Source organism: Paraburkholderia caballeronis (assembly GCF_900104845.1).
In the GTDB taxonomy this organism is placed as follows: Bacteria; Pseudomonadota; Gammaproteobacteria; order Burkholderiales; family Burkholderiaceae; genus Paraburkholderia; species Paraburkholderia caballeronis.
Genome location: NZ_FNSR01000001.1, coordinates 1603619 through 1619048, shown reverse-complemented (window position 1 = coordinate 1619048; position 15430 = coordinate 1603619). Strand labels below are relative to the sequence as shown.

Genomic DNA, 15430 nt, shown 5'->3' with positions numbered 1-15430 from the left:
GGCGAAACGCGGCGCACGGCCGGGTGCCCGCCCTGCCATCCATACCGCCTCCCGCCCCGGCAAACGCCGCCGCGCTCCGTGCCGGCTTTAATCCGGCCGCGAAACGCGGCGCCCGGACTCGACGGATCAGAACGTCTCCCAGTCCTCCGAACTGGCGGTCTGTGCCGGCGCGGCGGACGCCGCCGGTTTCGCAGCGGCAGCAGCCGACGCGACCGGCTTCGTCCTCACGGGTTTCGCCGGCGCGGCCGGCTTCGCGGATGCGGCCGACGCCCCGGCCGCAATGGTCGGCTCGGTCCGCCGCACGGCGGGACGCGGCGCGCTCGAAGCACCGCCGCGCCCGGCAGCGGTCGCCGCATTCGCAGCCGCCGACCGCGCCCCGTCCGCTCCGAGCCTGAACGTCGCGACGACCTCGCGCAGCCCGTTCGACTGCGCGGCCATCGATTGCGCGGCCGCCGACGCCTCCTCGACGAGCGCCGCGTTCTGCTGCGTGACCGCGTCCATCTGCGACACCGCCTGGTTCACCTGCTCGATCCCGGTGTGCTGCTCTTCCGACGCGGACGCGATCTCGCCCATCAGGTCGGCGACGCGTCGCGCGGACTTCACCACTTCGTCGATCGTCGCGCCCGCCTCGTCGACGAGCCGCGAGCCTTCGTTCACCTGCGCGACCGACTGCCCGATCAGGTCCTTGATCTCCTTCGCCGCGCTCGCGCTGCGCTGCGCGAGGCTGCGCACCTCGGACGCGACCACCGCGAACCCGCGCCCCTGCTCGCCCGCGCGCGCGGCCTCGACCGCCGCGTTCAGCGCGAGGATGTTGGTCTGGAAGGCGATCCCGTCAATCACGCCGATGATCTGCTCGACCCGCTCCGACGTGCCGGAGATGTCGTGCATCGTCTCGACCACGCGGCGCACCACGTCGCCGCCGCGCGCCGCGATCTCCGACGCGCTCTGCGCGAGCGTCGTGCCCTGCCGCGCGTTCTCGGTGTTCTGCTTCACCGTCGACGTCAGCTCGGCCATGCTGGCCGCCGTCTCTTCGAGCGACGCGGCCTGCTGCTCGGTGCGCGACGACAGGTCCATGTTGCCCGCCGCGATCTCGTTCGTGCCGGTCGTGATCGACTCGGCCGACGCCTGGATGCGCCGCACCGTATCGACCAGTTGCCGCTGCATCTGGCCCATCGCGTACAGGAGGCTGCCGCTGTCGCCGCTGCGCGGCTCGACCTTCGTCGTCAGGTCGCCCGCCGCGATCTGCCGGCACAGGTCCGCCGCGAGATCCGGCTCGCCGCCGAGGCTCGTGCGGATGCTGCGGATCAGCCACAGCATCCCGAGCGTCACGCACGCGCCGATCACCACGACCAGCACGAGATTGCGCACCAGCGCGCCGTAGAACATGTCGTCGATGTCGTCCACGTACGCGCCGGTGAACACGTGCCAGTCCCATTCGGGCACCGCGTCGCTATAGGTGATCTTCGCGACCGGCGCGTCGTGGCCCGGCTTCGGCCACACATAGGCGCTCAGATGATTGCCGCCCGGCGACGAACTCTTCACGATCTCGACCGCGATGTGCGTGCCGTTCGCATCGACCATGCCGGACTGGTCCTTCGATTCGAGTTCGGGCTTCGGCGGCACGAGCAGCGCGATCAGCGACGAATCGTAGACGCCGAAATAGCCGCTGCGGTCCGCACCGTAGCGCACGTCGCGCAGCGCCGCGATCGCCGCGCGCTTCGCGTCGTCCACCGTGAGTTCCTTCGTGCCGACCTTCTTCTGATACGAGCCGATCACGCCCATCGCGATTTGCGTCTGCTGCGCGAGTTCGCTCCTGCGCTCGTCGAGCATCGACGAGCGCGTCATGATTGCGTTCATGACCACCAGCACGATGAGTGCGATCCATAGCAGACCGACGATGCTCCATGCTTTCCGGTTCAACGACATTCGCTTCATTCTTCAGAATTCAGAACATTAGAGGTTGGCCATCGATGGCGGAGTCGTCGGCCGCGTTGCACCCGCAACCGACATCTCTCTTTAACGGACTCCGTCGACCAATCTGAACCCTTGCGACGATGCATAAAACTGTCGTCGCGCAAATTCGTAGTCGCATCAGGTCTGAGGAAAAGCGCTAAACGGAAGGTTGACGGATAGGCCTCATGGCTTTCTGCAGCCCCGATCGTCGGCTTTCGCAGTGCGTATGCACGCATCATCGAAGGACGTCCGACGAAGGCCGGGTCCGGCCGGTATCGACCCGCATCGGCGCACCGAACGACGGCCGATCGGCCGCGGGAGTGTAAACTCCTGCCTTTTTTGGCTGTTTTGGCATGGTGCAAGCTCTTCAGCGCACGGCGGTCCGCGGCCCGACGCTGGTTCGCCTGCTTGCGCGCATCGCGGACGTCGACGTCTCCGAATCCCGGCAGTCGCTGTCGGACCGGCTGAGCGAATGGCTCGGCTGGACCGACGCGATCACGCTGTCCACGGCGCTCGCGGGCGCGCCGCCCGCGGCCGCGCGCTTCGCGCAGGCCGCCGGCGGCGACGCATCGAGCCTGTGCGCGCACGCGCGCCGGTCGTTGACGGGCGCAATCACCGCGGCAACGCGCGCGCCGTCCATGCGCGGCGCATCGGCGGCGCAGGCCGCCGCCGCGGCGGACACGACCGCCGACTACGCGGACTTCCGGCAGCGTTACCTGGCGGTCCAGCAGGCGATGGAGACGGACCTCGGCGACCTGCGCGCGCGGCTGCGCGTGATGGTCGCCGCGATGGGACCGGAGATGGCCCGGCTCGCGACCGTCGACGCCGCGATGGAACGCGCGCTCGGCGCGCGCGAGCGCGGCCTGTTCGCGACCGTGCCGGCGCTGCTCGGCGCGCACTTCGAACGCCTGCGCGACGCGCAACAGCCGACGCCGGCGGCCGATGCCGACACAACCGAAACGCGCGCCGCCGCGCCCGGCGCATGGCTGCGCGCGTTTCGCACCGATATGCAGAGCGTATTGCTCGCCGAACTCGACGTTCGGTTTCAACCGGTCGAAGGGCTGCTCGCGGCCCTTCGCACCCGCTAACCCAGACGACATGTCCAGATTTCGCATCGATATACCTGTTTTCCTCGCGGGATTGGCCGCCGTGTGCTGGATCGGCGGCGGCTACCTCGTCGCGAATCCGCTCGCATCCGCCGTCACGCTGCTGATCGGCGCGTGTTACGTCGCGGGCGCGGTCGAACTGTATCGCTACCGCCAGGCCACCTCGACGCTCGCCCACGCGCTCGCGAGCCTCGATACGCCGCCGGGCGGGCTCGCGGACTGGCTCGACCGGCTGCATCCGGGCCTGCGCGGCGCGGTGCGGATGCGCATCGAAGGCGCGCGCGCCGCGCTGCCGGGGCCGGCGCTGACGCCGTATCTGGTCGGTCTGCTGGTGCTGCTCGGGATGCTCGGCACGCTGCTCGGCATGGTCGCGACGCTGCGCGGCACCGGCACCGCGCTCGACAGCGCAGCCGACCTCGACGCGATCCGCGCGTCGCTCGCCGCGCCGGTCAAGGGGCTCGGCTTCGCGTTCGGCACGTCGATCGCGGGCGTCGCGACGTCCGCGATGCTCGGGCTGCTGTCCGCGCTGTACCGGCGCGAGCGCGCCGAAGTCACGCAACGGCTCGACGCAAAGATCGCGACCACGCTGCGCGTCTTCTCGCACGCGCATCAGCGCGACGAAACGTTCCGGCTGATGCAGCGGCAGGCCGACGCGATGCCCGCGCTGGTCGATCGCCTGCAAACGATGATCGCGACGCTGGAGCAGCAAGGCGCCGCGTCGAACGAACGGCAGATCGCGAGCCAGCAGGCGTTTCTCGATCATGCGCAGACCGCGTATGCGCGCCTTGCGTCGTCGGTCGGGCAGTCGCTGAAGGACAGCGCCGCCGACAGCGCGCGCATCGCGGGCGCCGCGCTCGCGCCGGTCGTCGAGGCGACGATGGCTGGCCTCGCGCGCGAGACGGCCGCGCTGCACGCGTCCGTTTCGCAGTCGGTCGAGCGGCATCTGGACGGATTGTCGAGCGGCTTCGAAGCGACGACGAAGACCGTCGCGAGCACGTGGACCGATGCGCTCGCGCAGCAACGGCAGTCGGGCGAGACGCTGGTTCAGCAACTGCGCGCGTCGCTCGACCAGTTCGCGGCGACGTTCGACCAGCGTTCGACGGACCTCGTGGACCGCGTGTCGTCGCGCGCGGAAACGGCCGTCGATCGCGCATCGACCGCGTGGCGCGAGGCGCTGTCGCAGCAGCAGCAGTCCGGTGAAAAACTCGCGGACGACCATCGGCGCGCGCTCGAAGCGGCGGCCGCGACGTTCGAGCGGCACGCGGCGTCGCTGCTTCAGACGATCGATCAGTCGCACGCGAACCTGCAAGCCGAACTCGCCTCGCGCGACGAGCAGCGGCTCGCCGCATGGACCGACTCGCTCGCCGCGACCGCCACCATGTTGCGCAACGACTGGCAGCAGACCGGCGAGCAGGCGGCGGCGCAGCAGCAGCAAATCTGCGACACGCTTGCAAGAACCGCCCAGCAGATCACCGAACAAACGCACCTGCACGCGGCCGAAACGATCGCGGAAATCGCCCGCCTCGTCGATGCCGCATCCGAAGCGCCGAAGGCCGCCGCCGATCTGATGACGGAACTCGCCTCGCGCGACGAGCAGCGGCTCGCCGCATGGACCGACTCGCTCGCCGCTATCGCCACCACGTTGCGCAACGACTGGCAGCAGACCGGCGAGCAGGCGGCAGCACGACAGCAGCAAATCTGCGACACGCTTGCCAAAACCGCCCAGCAGATCACCGAACAAACGCACCAGCACGCGGCCGAAACGATCGCGGAGATATCCCGCCTCGTCGATGCCGCCTCCGAAGCGCCGAAGGCCGCCGCCGATCTGATGACGGAACTGGCCTCGCGCGACGAGCAACGGCTTGCGGCGTGGACCGACTCGCTCGCCGCGACCGCCACCACGTTGCGCAACGACTGGCAGCAGACCGGCGAACAGGCGGCAGCGCAGCAGCAGCAAATCTGCGACACGCTTGCAAAAACCGCCCAGCAGATCACCGAACAGACGCACCAGCACGCGGCCGAAACGATCGCGGAAATCGCCCGCCTCGTCGATGCCGCCTCCGAAGCGCCGAAGGCCGCCGCCGACGTGATCGCCGAACTGCGCGCGAATCTGGCCGACAGCATGGCGCGCGACACCGCGATGCTCGACGAACGCAACCGCCTGCTCGACACGCTCGGCACGCTGCTCGACGCGGTGAACCACGCGTCCACCGATCAGCGCACGGCCATCGACGCGCTCGTGTCGACGTCGGCCGATCTGCTCGAACGCGTCGGCGGCCGCTTCGGCGCGCAGGTCGACCACGGCGCGCGCCGGCTGGACGAGGTCGCCGCGCAGATGACCGGCAGCGCGGTCGAAGTCGCGAGCCTCGGCGAAACGTTTGGCGCGGCGGTGCAACGGTTCGGCGCATCGAACGACAAGCTCGTCGAGCACCTGCAACGCATCGAGGCCGCGCTCGACAAATCGCTCGCGCGCAGCGACGAACAGCTCGCGTATTACGTCGCGCAGGCGCGCGAGGTCGTCGATCTGAGCGTGCTGTCGCAGAAGCAGATCATCGACGATCTGCAACGGCTCGCCGATTCGCGCGCAAGTCTCGGAGACTGACCGGCATGAACGACGAAATCGACGGCGGCGTCGAATCGACGACGCCGATCTGGGCCGCGTTCGGCGACCTGATGTCGGTGCTGCTCGGCGCGTTCGTGCTGATCCTCGTCAGCGTGATCGGCGTGCAGCTCGAACTGTCGTCGCGGCTCGACCACGAGGTCCGGCAGCGGCAGCTCGAAACGCAGCGCCGCAAGACGCTCGAACAGGCGCTGGCCGGCCCGCTCGCGGCCGGCCGCGTGACGCTCGTGAACGGACGCATCGGCATCAACGGCGCGGTGCTGTTCGCGCTGAACTCGGACCAGTTGCAGCCGGCCGGCCGCGAGCTGCTGAAGAGCCTCGCGGGGCCGCTCGCCGCGTATCTGAAGACGCATGACGAAATCCTGATGGTCAGCGGCTTCGCGGACGACCGCCAGGTCCGCTCGGGCAACCGGCGCTTCGCGGACAACTGGGAACTGTCGGCCGAGCGCGCGCTGACCGTCACGCGCGCGTTCGTCGACGAAGGCCTGCCGGCGTCGTCGGTGTTCGCGGCCGCGTTCGGGTCCGAGCAGCCGGTCAGTTCGAACGCGGACGACGCGGGCCGCGCGCGCAACCGGCGCGTCGAGATCGCGGCGGTGCCGAAGTCGTCGGTCGCCGACGGCGCGCGCCATGACTGACGAAACCCAGACGACGACCCGCGCGCGCGCACGGCTCGATGCGTGGCGGGAGCGCGGCATGGATCGTCTCGATCCGGTGCGCTTCGGGTTGATCGACGCGCTGGAGCGGCGTGCGTCGCGTCACGGCGGCGACGCGCGGCGCGTGCTGGATGCACGGCTCGATGCGCTGGTCGCCGCGTATGCGGACGATGTCGAGCGGGCATCGTCCGCAACGGCGGCGGCCGGCGAGAAGGACACGCAGCGCGAAACGGCCAACGGTCTCGCAGACCTGAACGACTACATCGCGAACCAGGCGCGCGCCGCTCGCGCGATGCCCCGCGCTGGCGCGTGGCCCGAGCTGGAGATGCTCGATTACTTCAGGAAAACCTGGTCGCGCGTGAGCGCCGAACGGCAGGTGCGCCAGTCGCGCGACCAGGTGCCGACGAACGCGGGGCCGCTGAATTCGAGCAGCCTCGTGCACCGGTCGCTGTCGCTGATGCGCGAGCTGTCGCCCGGTTATCTGGAGCAGTTCCTGTCGTACGTCGACGCGCTGTCGTGGATGGAGCAGTTGAACGGCGGTGATGCGCCGGTCGCGCAGAAGGAAACGCGCAGGCCCGTGGCCGCGAAAAAGAGCGCGAAAAGCAGGTCGCGCTGACGCGGGCACGACGTTGACACCCCGTCGCGGAATCGGCGGCTCGCGATAACAACGCTGCGGCGCGAAGCTCTCCGCGTCGCCCTGTGTCGGTCACGCTGACGCGCACGCAAGCGGCGCACGCGTTCCCGCATCATCATGCGCGGCGCAGGGTCCGCGCCAGCCGCGCGAGAAAAAGAACGGCGAACAGCGAACGCCCCGCTCCCCTCCAGCGGTTATCCCCGCGCCGTAGCCAGATGCGAGTTGACCCGCAGCGGCGGCACGTCGTCGCGATACGGCGGCTGCGGCACGAACCGCTCGATCACGCCCGGCCGGAAAATCAGGCAATAGGTGCTGCCGCCGTACTGGAAACAGCCGAGTTCGTCGCCCTTCGCGACGCGCTGCCCCGGCAGCGCGACGATCGTGCACGACGACACCTCGGCCATCCCGACGAACACGCACGCGACCTCGCCGATGCCCGGATCGTCGCAGTCGATCACGACGACCGCCCGCGCGGCGACGGCCGTCATATAACCCTGCGAATCGTTCAGCCCGCGCGGATCGACGCCTTCGGCCTCGACGTCCGAGTAACAGGTGCCGTCGACGTTATAGGCCGCGCGGATGCGCCCCGCGACCGGCGCATGCCAGCGGTGATAGTTGAACGCGCTCAGATACCCCTGGAAGATCGAGCCGCCGACGAAACGCTCCGCCAGGTCCTGCTGGCTCGCGGTCAGGATCTCGCGCAGCGAATAAGGCTGCGACTTGATCCAGAAGCGGTCGTGCAGCTTCACGTTCTCGCGCACGTCGTAGGGCGACGCCTCGCACGCGCTGACGATGACCCGGTGATCGTCCGGCCCGGCAACGGGCCGCGCGCCCGGCCGGAACCGGCGCGTGAAGAACGCGTTCCACGACTCGAAGCCCCAGTGCGGCTGCGACGGATCGCAGACGAATTCCTCCAGCCCCATCTTCTCGCGCGCTTCTTCGCAGAACCAGCCGTCCGGCGCGTGTCCGTTCAGATGCGCGCGCGAATGCGGGCCGCTCAGGAATCCGCACCAGTAATCGAGCACGCGCCGCAACTGCGCATTGAACGCCGGGTCGCGAAACACCGCGTAGCCGGACGGCATGCACATCGGCCAGTCGAGCACGACGTTCAGCGGCGTCGCGACCGGCGCGCTCGCGCTGAACGGCGGCGCGTACGTCATCAGGTAATCGACGATCCGCATCAGTTCGTCGATCGACGCATAACCGAGGTCGTAACCGGCCGCGCGGGCTTCGTCGATCGCGCGCGTCAGGTTCATCCGCAACACCGCGTCGCCGTGCACGAGGTCCGCGAGATCCCGGACGACGCCCGCGAGCGGCGCGCGCCGTGCATCGTGGGCCGCCGCCGCCGCGGCCGCGATCCGGCGGCGAAACGCGGCCGCCGTCCGCTCCTGCGCCGGCATCCAGTTGCCGAGACGGCGCTTCTCTTTCAACGGCGCCTGCTGTCGATCGCTCATCGCCTGCCTCCATTCCCTTCATGGGATTGCCGTTCATCGGATGCGCCCGGCTTGCATGCCGCGTCTGTGACGCAAGCCATCGCCGCCCTGCCCGACAGGGTTTGGCGCTTGCTGCGCCGCCGCACAGCCTTTCAGCCGGCCGATCATTCCGGATGACTGGGCAAATTTCGTGCGCGCCCCAATCGCTCAAGCATCCGTCGTCCATGTCGGTTAAAGTGCTGTTGCCGTCCAGCCGCGAACCGCTTTTATCGCCGTCCACAGCAGGAGGTCAGACCATGAGTGCCAGCGCCGCCGATCTGTCGAGAATCCAGTTCGCATTCACGATCGCGTTTCACATCGTTTTTCCCGCGACGAGCATCGGCCTCGCGAGCTTCATCGCCGTGCTCGAAGGCGCGTGGCTGAAAACCGGCAAGCCGCATTACCGCAGCCTGTGCGTGTACTGGTCGAAAATCTTCGCGATGGCGTTCGGGATGGGCGTCGTGTCCGGCGTCGTGATGGCTTACGAATTCGGCACGAACTGGGCGGGCTTCTCGCGCTTCGCCGGGTCGATCACCGGGCCGCTGCTCACCTACGAGGTGATGACCGCGTTTTTCCTCGAAGCGGGTTTCCTCGGCATCATGCTGTTCGGCTGGGACAAGGTCGGCCGCCGCGCGCATTTCGCGGCGACGCTGCTGGTCGCGCTCGGCACGCTGATCTCGACGTTCTGGATTCTCGCGTCCAACAGCTGGATGCAGACGCCGCGCGGCTATCTGATCGAGAACGGCCGCATCGTGCCGCAGGACTGGCTCGCGATCGTCTTCAACCCGTCGTTTCCGTACCGGCTCGTGCACATGACGATCGCCGCGTTCCTCGTGGTCGCGCTGCTCGTCACCGCGACCGGCGCGTGGCATCTGCTGCGCGGCCGGCGCGATCCGGCGGTGCGCACGATGTTCTCGATGGCGCTGTGGATGCTGCTGGTGCTCGCGCCGGTCCAGATTCTCGCGGGCGACCAGCACGGGCTGAACACGCTCGAACACCAGCCGGCGAAAATCGCCGCGATCGAGGGACTGTGGGAAACCGAGCACGGCGGCACCGCGCTGAACCTGTTCGGGATTCCGGACATGGACGCGGAAGTCACGCGCGACGCGATCCAGATCCCGCATCTGGGCAGCCTGATCCTCACGCATACGTGGGACGGCGAGATCCGCGGGCTGAAGACGTTCCCGAAGAACGACCGGCCGAACTCGACGATCGTGTTCTGGAGCTTCCGGATCATGGTCGGGCTCGGCCTCCTGATGCTGCTGCTCGCGATCGTCGGCGTCGCGCTGCGGCGCGGCGGGCGGCTGTTCGAGAACCGCCTGTTCCAGTCTTTCGCGCTCGCGATGGGGCCGACCGGCTACGTCGCGCTGCTGATGGGCTGGGTGACGACCGAGGTCGGCCGCCAGCCGTGGGTCGTCTATGGGCTGATGCGCACCGCCGACGCGGTGTCGCCCGTCACCGTGCAGAACGTCGGGCTGTCGATGATGATCTTCGTGATCGTCTATTTCGTCGTGTTCGGCACCGGCGCGTGGTACATCTTCAAGCTGATCCGCAGCGGGCCGCCGATCGACGACGCCCCGCACGAACCCGAGCCGCGCGCGCAAAACGCGGTCGGCGCGGGACGCCGTCCGCTGTCGGCCGCCGATTGACGGCCGCCCCCCATTTGCCAGCAGCTGGCAGGCACTCGCCAGCACTCGCGGAGAAGCCATCATGGATCTGACGGTCATCTGGGCAGCGATCATCGCGCTGGGGTTGTTCATCTACGTCGCGCTCGACGGATTCGACCTCGGCGTCGGCATCGTCTTCCCGTTCTTTCCGGACGACCGCGAGCGCGACCGCATGATGCACACGCTCGCGCCGGTGTGGGACGGCAACGAGACGTGGCTCGTGTTCGGCGGCGCGGCGCTGTACGCGACGTTCCCGGCCGCGTATGCGATCGCGCTGCCGGCGCTGTATCTGCCGATCATCCTGATGCTCGTGTGCCTGATCGTGCGCGGCGTGTCGTTCGAGGTGCGCGGCAAGGCGAACCGCACGAAAAACGCATGGAGCCTCGCGTTCACGCTCGGCTCGGCGGGCGCGGCGCTGTTCCAGGGAATCGCGCTCGGCGCGTATCTGCAAGGAATACCGGTCGCGAACGGCAACTTCGCCGGCGAGCCGTTCTTCTGGCTCACGCCGTTCAGCCTGTTGACCGGCCTCGGGCTGATGTCCACCTACGCGCTGCTCGGCGCGTGCTGGCTCGCGATGAAAACCGACGGCGACCTGCAACTGCGGCTGCACCAGTTCATCGGACCGCTGACGATCGTGCTGCTGCTGTTCATGGTCGCGGTGTCGGTGTGGACGCCGCTGTCCGACGCGCAGATCGCGCGGCGCTGGTTCTCCGCGCCGATGTTCTACCGGCTGCTGCCGGTGCCGTTCGCGGTCGCGGCGGTCGCCGTGCTGATGTTCCGCGCGACGCGCCGGCGTCACGACGCGACGCCGTTCCTGCTCGCGCTGCTGCTCGTGCTGCTCGGTTACGTCGGGCTGCTGGTCAGCGTATGGCCGTATGCGATCCCGGACGCGGTCACGTTATGGGACGCGGCCGCGCCGCTCAGCACGCAGGTGTTCACGCTGGTCGGCGCGGCGATCATCGTGCCGGTCATTCTCGTGTACACGGCGGCCGGCTACTGGGTGTTCCGCCACAAGACGCCGGCCGACGCGAACTATCACTGAACGGGGGTGATGGCGGCTGCGATAGCCGCCGCGGGCGGCGCTCGTCGTCGGCGGGATGACCGCCGCGCTGCCGCGCGGCCCGCGCCGGTCGCCGCCGCGCAGGCAGCCGGCGCGCAGCGAACCGCCCACCGCCCGCCGCGCCCGCTCATTGCCCGCTCATTGCCCGCTCTGCCCATTCGGCAACGCATACGCGATCACGTAGTCGCCGAGCTTCGTGCCGAACGACCCATGCCCGCCGGCGGCGATCACCACGTACTGCCGGCCGTTCGCCTCGTAGGTCATCGGCGTCGCCTGGCCGCCGGCCGGCAGCCGCGCGCGCCACAACTGCTCGCCGGTGTCGGTGCTGAACGCGCGCAGGTAGTTGTCGGCGGTCGCGCCGATGAAGAACACGTGGCCGGCCGTCGTCATCGGGCCGCCCAACATCGGCATCCCCATCCGGAACGGCAGCGGGATCGGCGAGCTGTCGCGCACGGTGCCGATCCGCTTCTTCCACACGACCTGGTTCGTCTTCAGGTCGAGCGCGGCGACGTAACCCCACGCCGGCTCCTTGCATGGCAGCCCGAGCGGCGACAGGAACGGGTTGATCGTCACGCCGAACGGCACGCCGTACTGCGGCTGGATGCCGACCTCGGTGCCGGTGCCGCTCGCGCCTTCCGGCGGCTCGATCGGATTGCCCGGCCCGCGCGGAATCAGCTTCGACACGAACGGCAGCGCGATCGGGTTCGCGATCGCAAGTTGCCGGTCGGTATCGACCGCGAGACCGCCCCATTCGAACATCCCGAGGTTGCCCGGGAACACCAGCGTCCCCTGCGTAGACGGCGGCGTGAACGGCCCTTCGTAGCGCAGCCGGTGGAACATCACGCGGCACATCAGCTGGTCGTACATCGTCGCGCCCCACATGTCCGCGCCGGTCAGGTTCTTCGCCGGCCGGAACGTCAACTGCGAATACGGCTGCGTCGGCGACACGTGATCGCCCGTCGCCGCGCCCTGCGGCACCGGCGTCTCCGGCGCGGGCACGACGAGCTGGCCGGTGCGCCGGTCGAGCACGAAAATGTTGCCGGTTTTCGCGGGCGCGTAGACGACCGGCACGACGTTGCCGCTGCTGTCGGTGATGTCCGCGAGCGTCGGCTGGGACGGCAGGTCCATGTCCCACAGGTCGTGGTGCACGGTCTGATAGAACCATGCGAGCTTGCCGGTCGACGCGTGCAGCGCGAGCAGTCCGCTCGCATAACGCTCCTGCTGCGGCGTGCGATTGCCGCCCCAGATGTCCGGCGTGCTGACGCCCATCGGCAGATAGACGATGTCGAGCTTCGCGTCGTATGCGGCCGGCGCCCACGAGTTCGGCGAATTCAGCGTGAAGCTGTGCTGGTCGGAGGGGATCGCGTTCGGGTCGTCCGCGCCCGGGTCGAACGCCCACAGCAGCTTGCCGGTCTCGACGTCGAAGCCGCGGATCACGCCGGACGGCTCGCGCGTCGAATAGTTGTCCGTCACCGAACCCGCGACGACGATCACGCTGTCGGTCACGATCGGCGGCGAGGTCGGCTCGTATTGCCCGGCGGTCGTCACCGGTTGCAGGTGCTGCAAGTCGAGGTCGCCGTGGGTGCCGAAGTCCGCGCAACGCTGGCCGGTCTGCGCGTCGAGCGCGAACAGGTGGCCGTCGTTCACCGGCAGCAGCACGCGGCGCGCGCACTGCGGCAGCGCCGATGCGGCCGCGCCCGCGCCGGCCGCCTTCGCCGCCGCCGTCTCGTGATACGACACGCCGCGACACGTGACGTGCTGGAAGCTCGGGTCGGCCTTCAGGCCCGGATCGAACTTCCACTTCAGCGCGCCGCTCGCCGCGTCGAGCGCGAACAGGATCTGGTGCGGCGAGCACAGGTACAGCATGTCGCCGGCCTTGATCGGCGTGACCTCGTTCGTGATCTCGACCGGATCGTTCGGCCCTTTCAGGTCGCCGGTGCGGAACGTCCACGCGACCTGCAGATTTTTCACGTTCTGCCCGTTGATCTGCGCGAGCGGCGAATAACGCGTGCCGGCCTGGGTGCGGCCGTACGCGGGCCAGTCGCCGGCCGCGATGTCAGGCGTCGAAGCGCCCGGCGTGGCGGCGCTCGACGTCACGGTGCCGTTGATCTGCTGCGGGTCGTTGAACGCCGCGTACACGAGCACGAGCGCGCTGATGATGATCCCCGCCGCGAGCACGAGCACGCTGCCCCGGCCGGACGTGTTGAACGTGCGCGACACGAACGGCAGCACGAGCCAGATGCCGAAGATCACCAGCACGTCGGTGCGCGGCGTCAGCGCCCAGAAATCGAATCCCGCTTCCCACACCGCCCAGGCGACGGTGCCGACCAGCAGCACCGCGTACAGCACGAGCGCGGCGCCCTTGCGGCGATGAATCAGGAATGCGGTGACGAGCAGCGCGAGGCCCGCGATCACGTAATACACGGAGCCGCCGATGGCGGACAGCCAGATGCCGCCGAGCAGCAGATACAGGCCCGAAAGCGCCGCGAAGACAAGGGTGATCCACCTTACGACGCTGTTTGACGAAGAATCCGTCGCCATGGTTATGACCTCTGGTTTCAGGTTTCGGTTGACAGACAGGACAAGGCGGCCGGCATGCCGCGCGACGCGGAACCCCGCTTGAAAGACCCGCGAAAGACCCGCGAAAGACCTGCGCAAGACCTTCAGGCGGCGCTGAATCTTTCGCGCACGATCCGCAGTCGCATGGCACATCCTTTCAATTTCCGCAGACGGCCGCCGCACAAATGGAGCACGTTTCACGCCCGGCTGGCTTTTATTTCCGCAGCCGCAGTCACCGTACTACGAATCCGCGCGACGCGAAGCCGGCGTGGCCGGACGGCAAACACCGCCTCGCCATTCTGCAACGATGCGCCGATGCCCGCAGGCAGGCCGTTGATGCGCGGATGATCGAATGAGCATGCCCGGCGCATGCGATGCGCCGGGCAAAGTGGGAGGGCGTTGAGCCGGGAGGGCTCGCGCACGACCCGCGTGGGTCAATCGTCGCGCGTGAACAGGTCGTCGATGACCTTGCGCGCGGCCGAGTAGCCGCCCATCAACGCTTCGACGTCCGATCCGAATGCGCGGCCCGCGAGGTCGCCGAAGCGCAGCGGCGAGAACGTCGAAATCTGCACGCCGTCGCGAAAGATCCGCACGAGCGCGACATGACCGACCGACGCGGGCGCATGCGCCGACTTCGGCACCTTGAAATCGGCCTCGACGAACACTTCGAGGGTGAAACCCTTGTATTCGTAGGTGCGCTGCATCGTGGTGGCTCGCGTCGCGGCGATCGCGGGAAAGAAGCCCCACGATACCGCAAGACACTGGCGCATGACGTGAAGCCAGCGGCCCCGGCCACATGAATTTATCGTGACAGCGGCGCGGCAACCTGGGCGCAACCGCCTACTCGTACAGCTTCGACTCGGCGATAAGATCCGGTGTGCCAATCACCTGGTTCAGTCCGTCGAAGTCGAGCATCCGGTCGCTCCACGGCGCGGTCGTGCCGTGCTCGTGCAGGCTCCCGTAAAAACCCTTCAGCGTATGCGAGACCGCGCGCGCGGCCGCGCCCGGGAAGATCACGATCCGGAAGCCGATCTGCGCGAGCAGCGCCGCGCGCTGCACCGGCGTCTTGCCGCCTTCGACCATGTTCGCGAGCAGCGGCACGCGCGAGGCGAAACGCGCACACGCGGCCTCCATCTGCTCGACCGAGCGCAGCGCCTCGATGAACAGCGCATCGACGCCCGCTTCGAGATACCGTTCCGCGCGCTCCAGCGCCGCGTCGAGCCCTTCGACCGCGACCGCGTCGGTGCGCGCGAGGATCAGCGTGCCGGCATTCGCGCGCGCATCGACGGCCGCGCGCAGCTTGCCGCACATCTCCGCGACCGGGATCACCGACTTGCCGTCGAGATGGCCGCACCGCTTCGGAAACGTCTGGTCCTCCAGCTGGATCATCGCCGCGCCCGCGCGCTCGAAGCCGCGCACCGTGCGCTTCACGTTCAGCGCATTGCCGAAGCCGGTATCGGCATCGACGATCACCGGCAGCGCGACGCGTTCGGTGATCCGCGCGAGCGTGTCCTCGACTTCGGTGTACGTCGTGAGACCCACGTCCGAGCGGCCGAGCTTCGTGTACGCGATCGACGCGCCGGACAGATACAGCGCGTCGAAACCCGCCTGTTCCGCGATCACCGCGCTCAACGCATCGAATACGCCCGGCGCGAGCACCGTGCCGTCCGCGAGTTTCGTCTTCAGTTTGTTCATTCGTCAGGTCC

Annotated in this window: 11 protein-coding genes; 6 read left to right on the top strand and 5 right to left on the bottom strand. The window is 68.7% G+C overall.

Features of this window, described 5'->3' with window-relative positions:
• Positions 1–126: 126 nt before the first annotated feature.
• The gene (locus BLV92_RS32875) at positions 127–1926 is read right to left on the bottom strand and encodes a methyl-accepting chemotaxis protein (protein WP_280141393.1); all 1800 of its coding nucleotides are present in this window, start codon (positions 1924–1926) and stop codon (positions 127–129) included.
• Between the two features lie 380 nt (positions 1927–2306).
• Between BLV92_RS32875 and BLV92_RS07205 the strand changes: the two genes are divergently transcribed.
• From BLV92_RS07205 to BLV92_RS07190, 4 genes are read left to right on the top strand one after another with little or no spacing between them, the layout of a single operon-like run.
• A complete protein-coding gene (locus BLV92_RS07205) occupies positions 2307–3041 on the top strand; it encodes a DUF3348 domain-containing protein (protein WP_090543557.1) in 735 nt (244 codons plus the stop codon).
• A gap of 10 nt (positions 3042–3051) precedes the next feature.
• Entirely contained in the window at positions 3052–5661 is a 2610-nt protein-coding gene (locus BLV92_RS07200; RefSeq protein ID WP_090543555.1) for a DUF802 domain-containing protein, read from the top strand.
• A gap of 5 nt (positions 5662–5666) precedes the next feature.
• On the top strand, positions 5667–6314 hold the full coding sequence (locus BLV92_RS07195; protein WP_090543553.1) for an OmpA family protein: 648 nt from the start codon (positions 5667–5669) through the stop codon (positions 6312–6314).
• A complete protein-coding gene (locus BLV92_RS07190) occupies positions 6307–6948 on the top strand; it encodes a DUF2894 domain-containing protein (RefSeq protein ID WP_090543551.1) in 642 nt (213 codons plus the stop codon). Before BLV92_RS07195 ends, BLV92_RS07190 begins: the two co-directional genes overlap by 8 nt.
• Positions 6949–7160: 212 nt before the next feature.
• Here BLV92_RS07190 and BLV92_RS07185 read toward each other — a convergent pair whose 3' ends face one another.
• On the bottom strand, positions 7161–8420 hold the full coding sequence (locus tag BLV92_RS07185) for a phosphatidylserine decarboxylase family protein (protein WP_090543548.1): 1260 nt from the start codon (positions 8418–8420) through the stop codon (positions 7161–7163).
• 275 nt (positions 8421–8695) lie between these two features.
• On the opposite strand from BLV92_RS07185, the gene BLV92_RS07180 reads away from it, so the two are divergent.
• Together BLV92_RS07180 and cydB are read left to right on the top strand one after the other, a co-directional pair.
• Positions 8696–10087, top strand: coding sequence for a cytochrome ubiquinol oxidase subunit I (locus BLV92_RS07180; RefSeq protein WP_090543546.1), 1392 nt, complete (start codon positions 8696–8698; stop codon positions 10085–10087).
• 61 nt (positions 10088–10148) lie between these two features.
• Entirely contained in the window at positions 10149–11147 is a 999-nt protein-coding gene (gene cydB, locus BLV92_RS07175) for a cytochrome d ubiquinol oxidase subunit II (protein WP_090543543.1), read from the top strand.
• Between the two features lie 156 nt (positions 11148–11303).
• Here cydB and BLV92_RS07170 read toward each other — a convergent pair whose 3' ends face one another.
• From BLV92_RS07170 to BLV92_RS07160, 3 genes are all read right to left on the bottom strand, one after another.
• The gene (locus tag BLV92_RS07170) at positions 11304–13706 is read right to left on the bottom strand and encodes a glucose/quinate/shikimate family membrane-bound PQQ-dependent dehydrogenase (RefSeq protein WP_090543541.1); all 2403 of its coding nucleotides are present in this window, start codon (positions 13704–13706) and stop codon (positions 11304–11306) included.
• A gap of 452 nt (positions 13707–14158) precedes the next feature.
• On the bottom strand, positions 14159–14494 hold the full coding sequence (locus tag BLV92_RS07165; protein WP_243843840.1) for a hypothetical protein: 336 nt from the start codon (positions 14492–14494) through the stop codon (positions 14159–14161).
• A gap of 70 nt (positions 14495–14564) precedes the next feature.
• Positions 14565–15419 carry an isocitrate lyase/PEP mutase family protein gene (locus BLV92_RS07160; protein ID WP_090543539.1) on the bottom strand — a complete coding sequence of 285 codons (855 nt, stop codon included), beginning with the start codon at positions 15417–15419 and terminating at the stop codon, positions 14565–14567.
• Positions 15420–15430 lie beyond the last annotated feature (11 nt).

Coding starts and splice junctions, on each gene's coding strand:
- BLV92_RS32875 (WP_280141393.1), bottom strand. CDS start 1,926: ATGTCGTTGAACCGGAAAGCATGGAGCATCGTCGGTCTGCTATGGATC.
- BLV92_RS07205 (WP_090543557.1), top strand. CDS start 2,307: ATGGTGCAAGCTCTTCAGCGCACGGCGGTCCGCGGCCCGACGCTGGTT.
- BLV92_RS07200 (WP_090543555.1), top strand. CDS start 3,052: ATGTCCAGATTTCGCATCGATATACCTGTTTTCCTCGCGGGATTGGCC.
- BLV92_RS07195 (WP_090543553.1), top strand. CDS start 5,667: ATGAACGACGAAATCGACGGCGGCGTCGAATCGACGACGCCGATCTGG.
- BLV92_RS07190 (WP_090543551.1), top strand. CDS start 6,307: ATGACTGACGAAACCCAGACGACGACCCGCGCGCGCGCACGGCTCGAT.
- BLV92_RS07185 (WP_090543548.1), bottom strand. CDS start 8,420: ATGAGCGATCGACAGCAGGCGCCGTTGAAAGAGAAGCGCCGTCTCGGC.
- BLV92_RS07180 (WP_090543546.1), top strand. CDS start 8,696: ATGAGTGCCAGCGCCGCCGATCTGTCGAGAATCCAGTTCGCATTCACG.
- cydB (WP_090543543.1), top strand. CDS start 10,149: ATGGATCTGACGGTCATCTGGGCAGCGATCATCGCGCTGGGGTTGTTC.
- BLV92_RS07170 (WP_090543541.1), bottom strand. CDS start 13,706: ATGGCGACGGATTCTTCGTCAAACAGCGTCGTAAGGTGGATCACCCTT.
- BLV92_RS07165 (WP_243843840.1), bottom strand. CDS start 14,494: ATGCGCCAGTGTCTTGCGGTATCGTGGGGCTTCTTTCCCGCGATCGCC.
- BLV92_RS07160 (WP_090543539.1), bottom strand. CDS start 15,419: ATGAACAAACTGAAGACGAAACTCGCGGACGGCACGGTGCTCGCGCCG.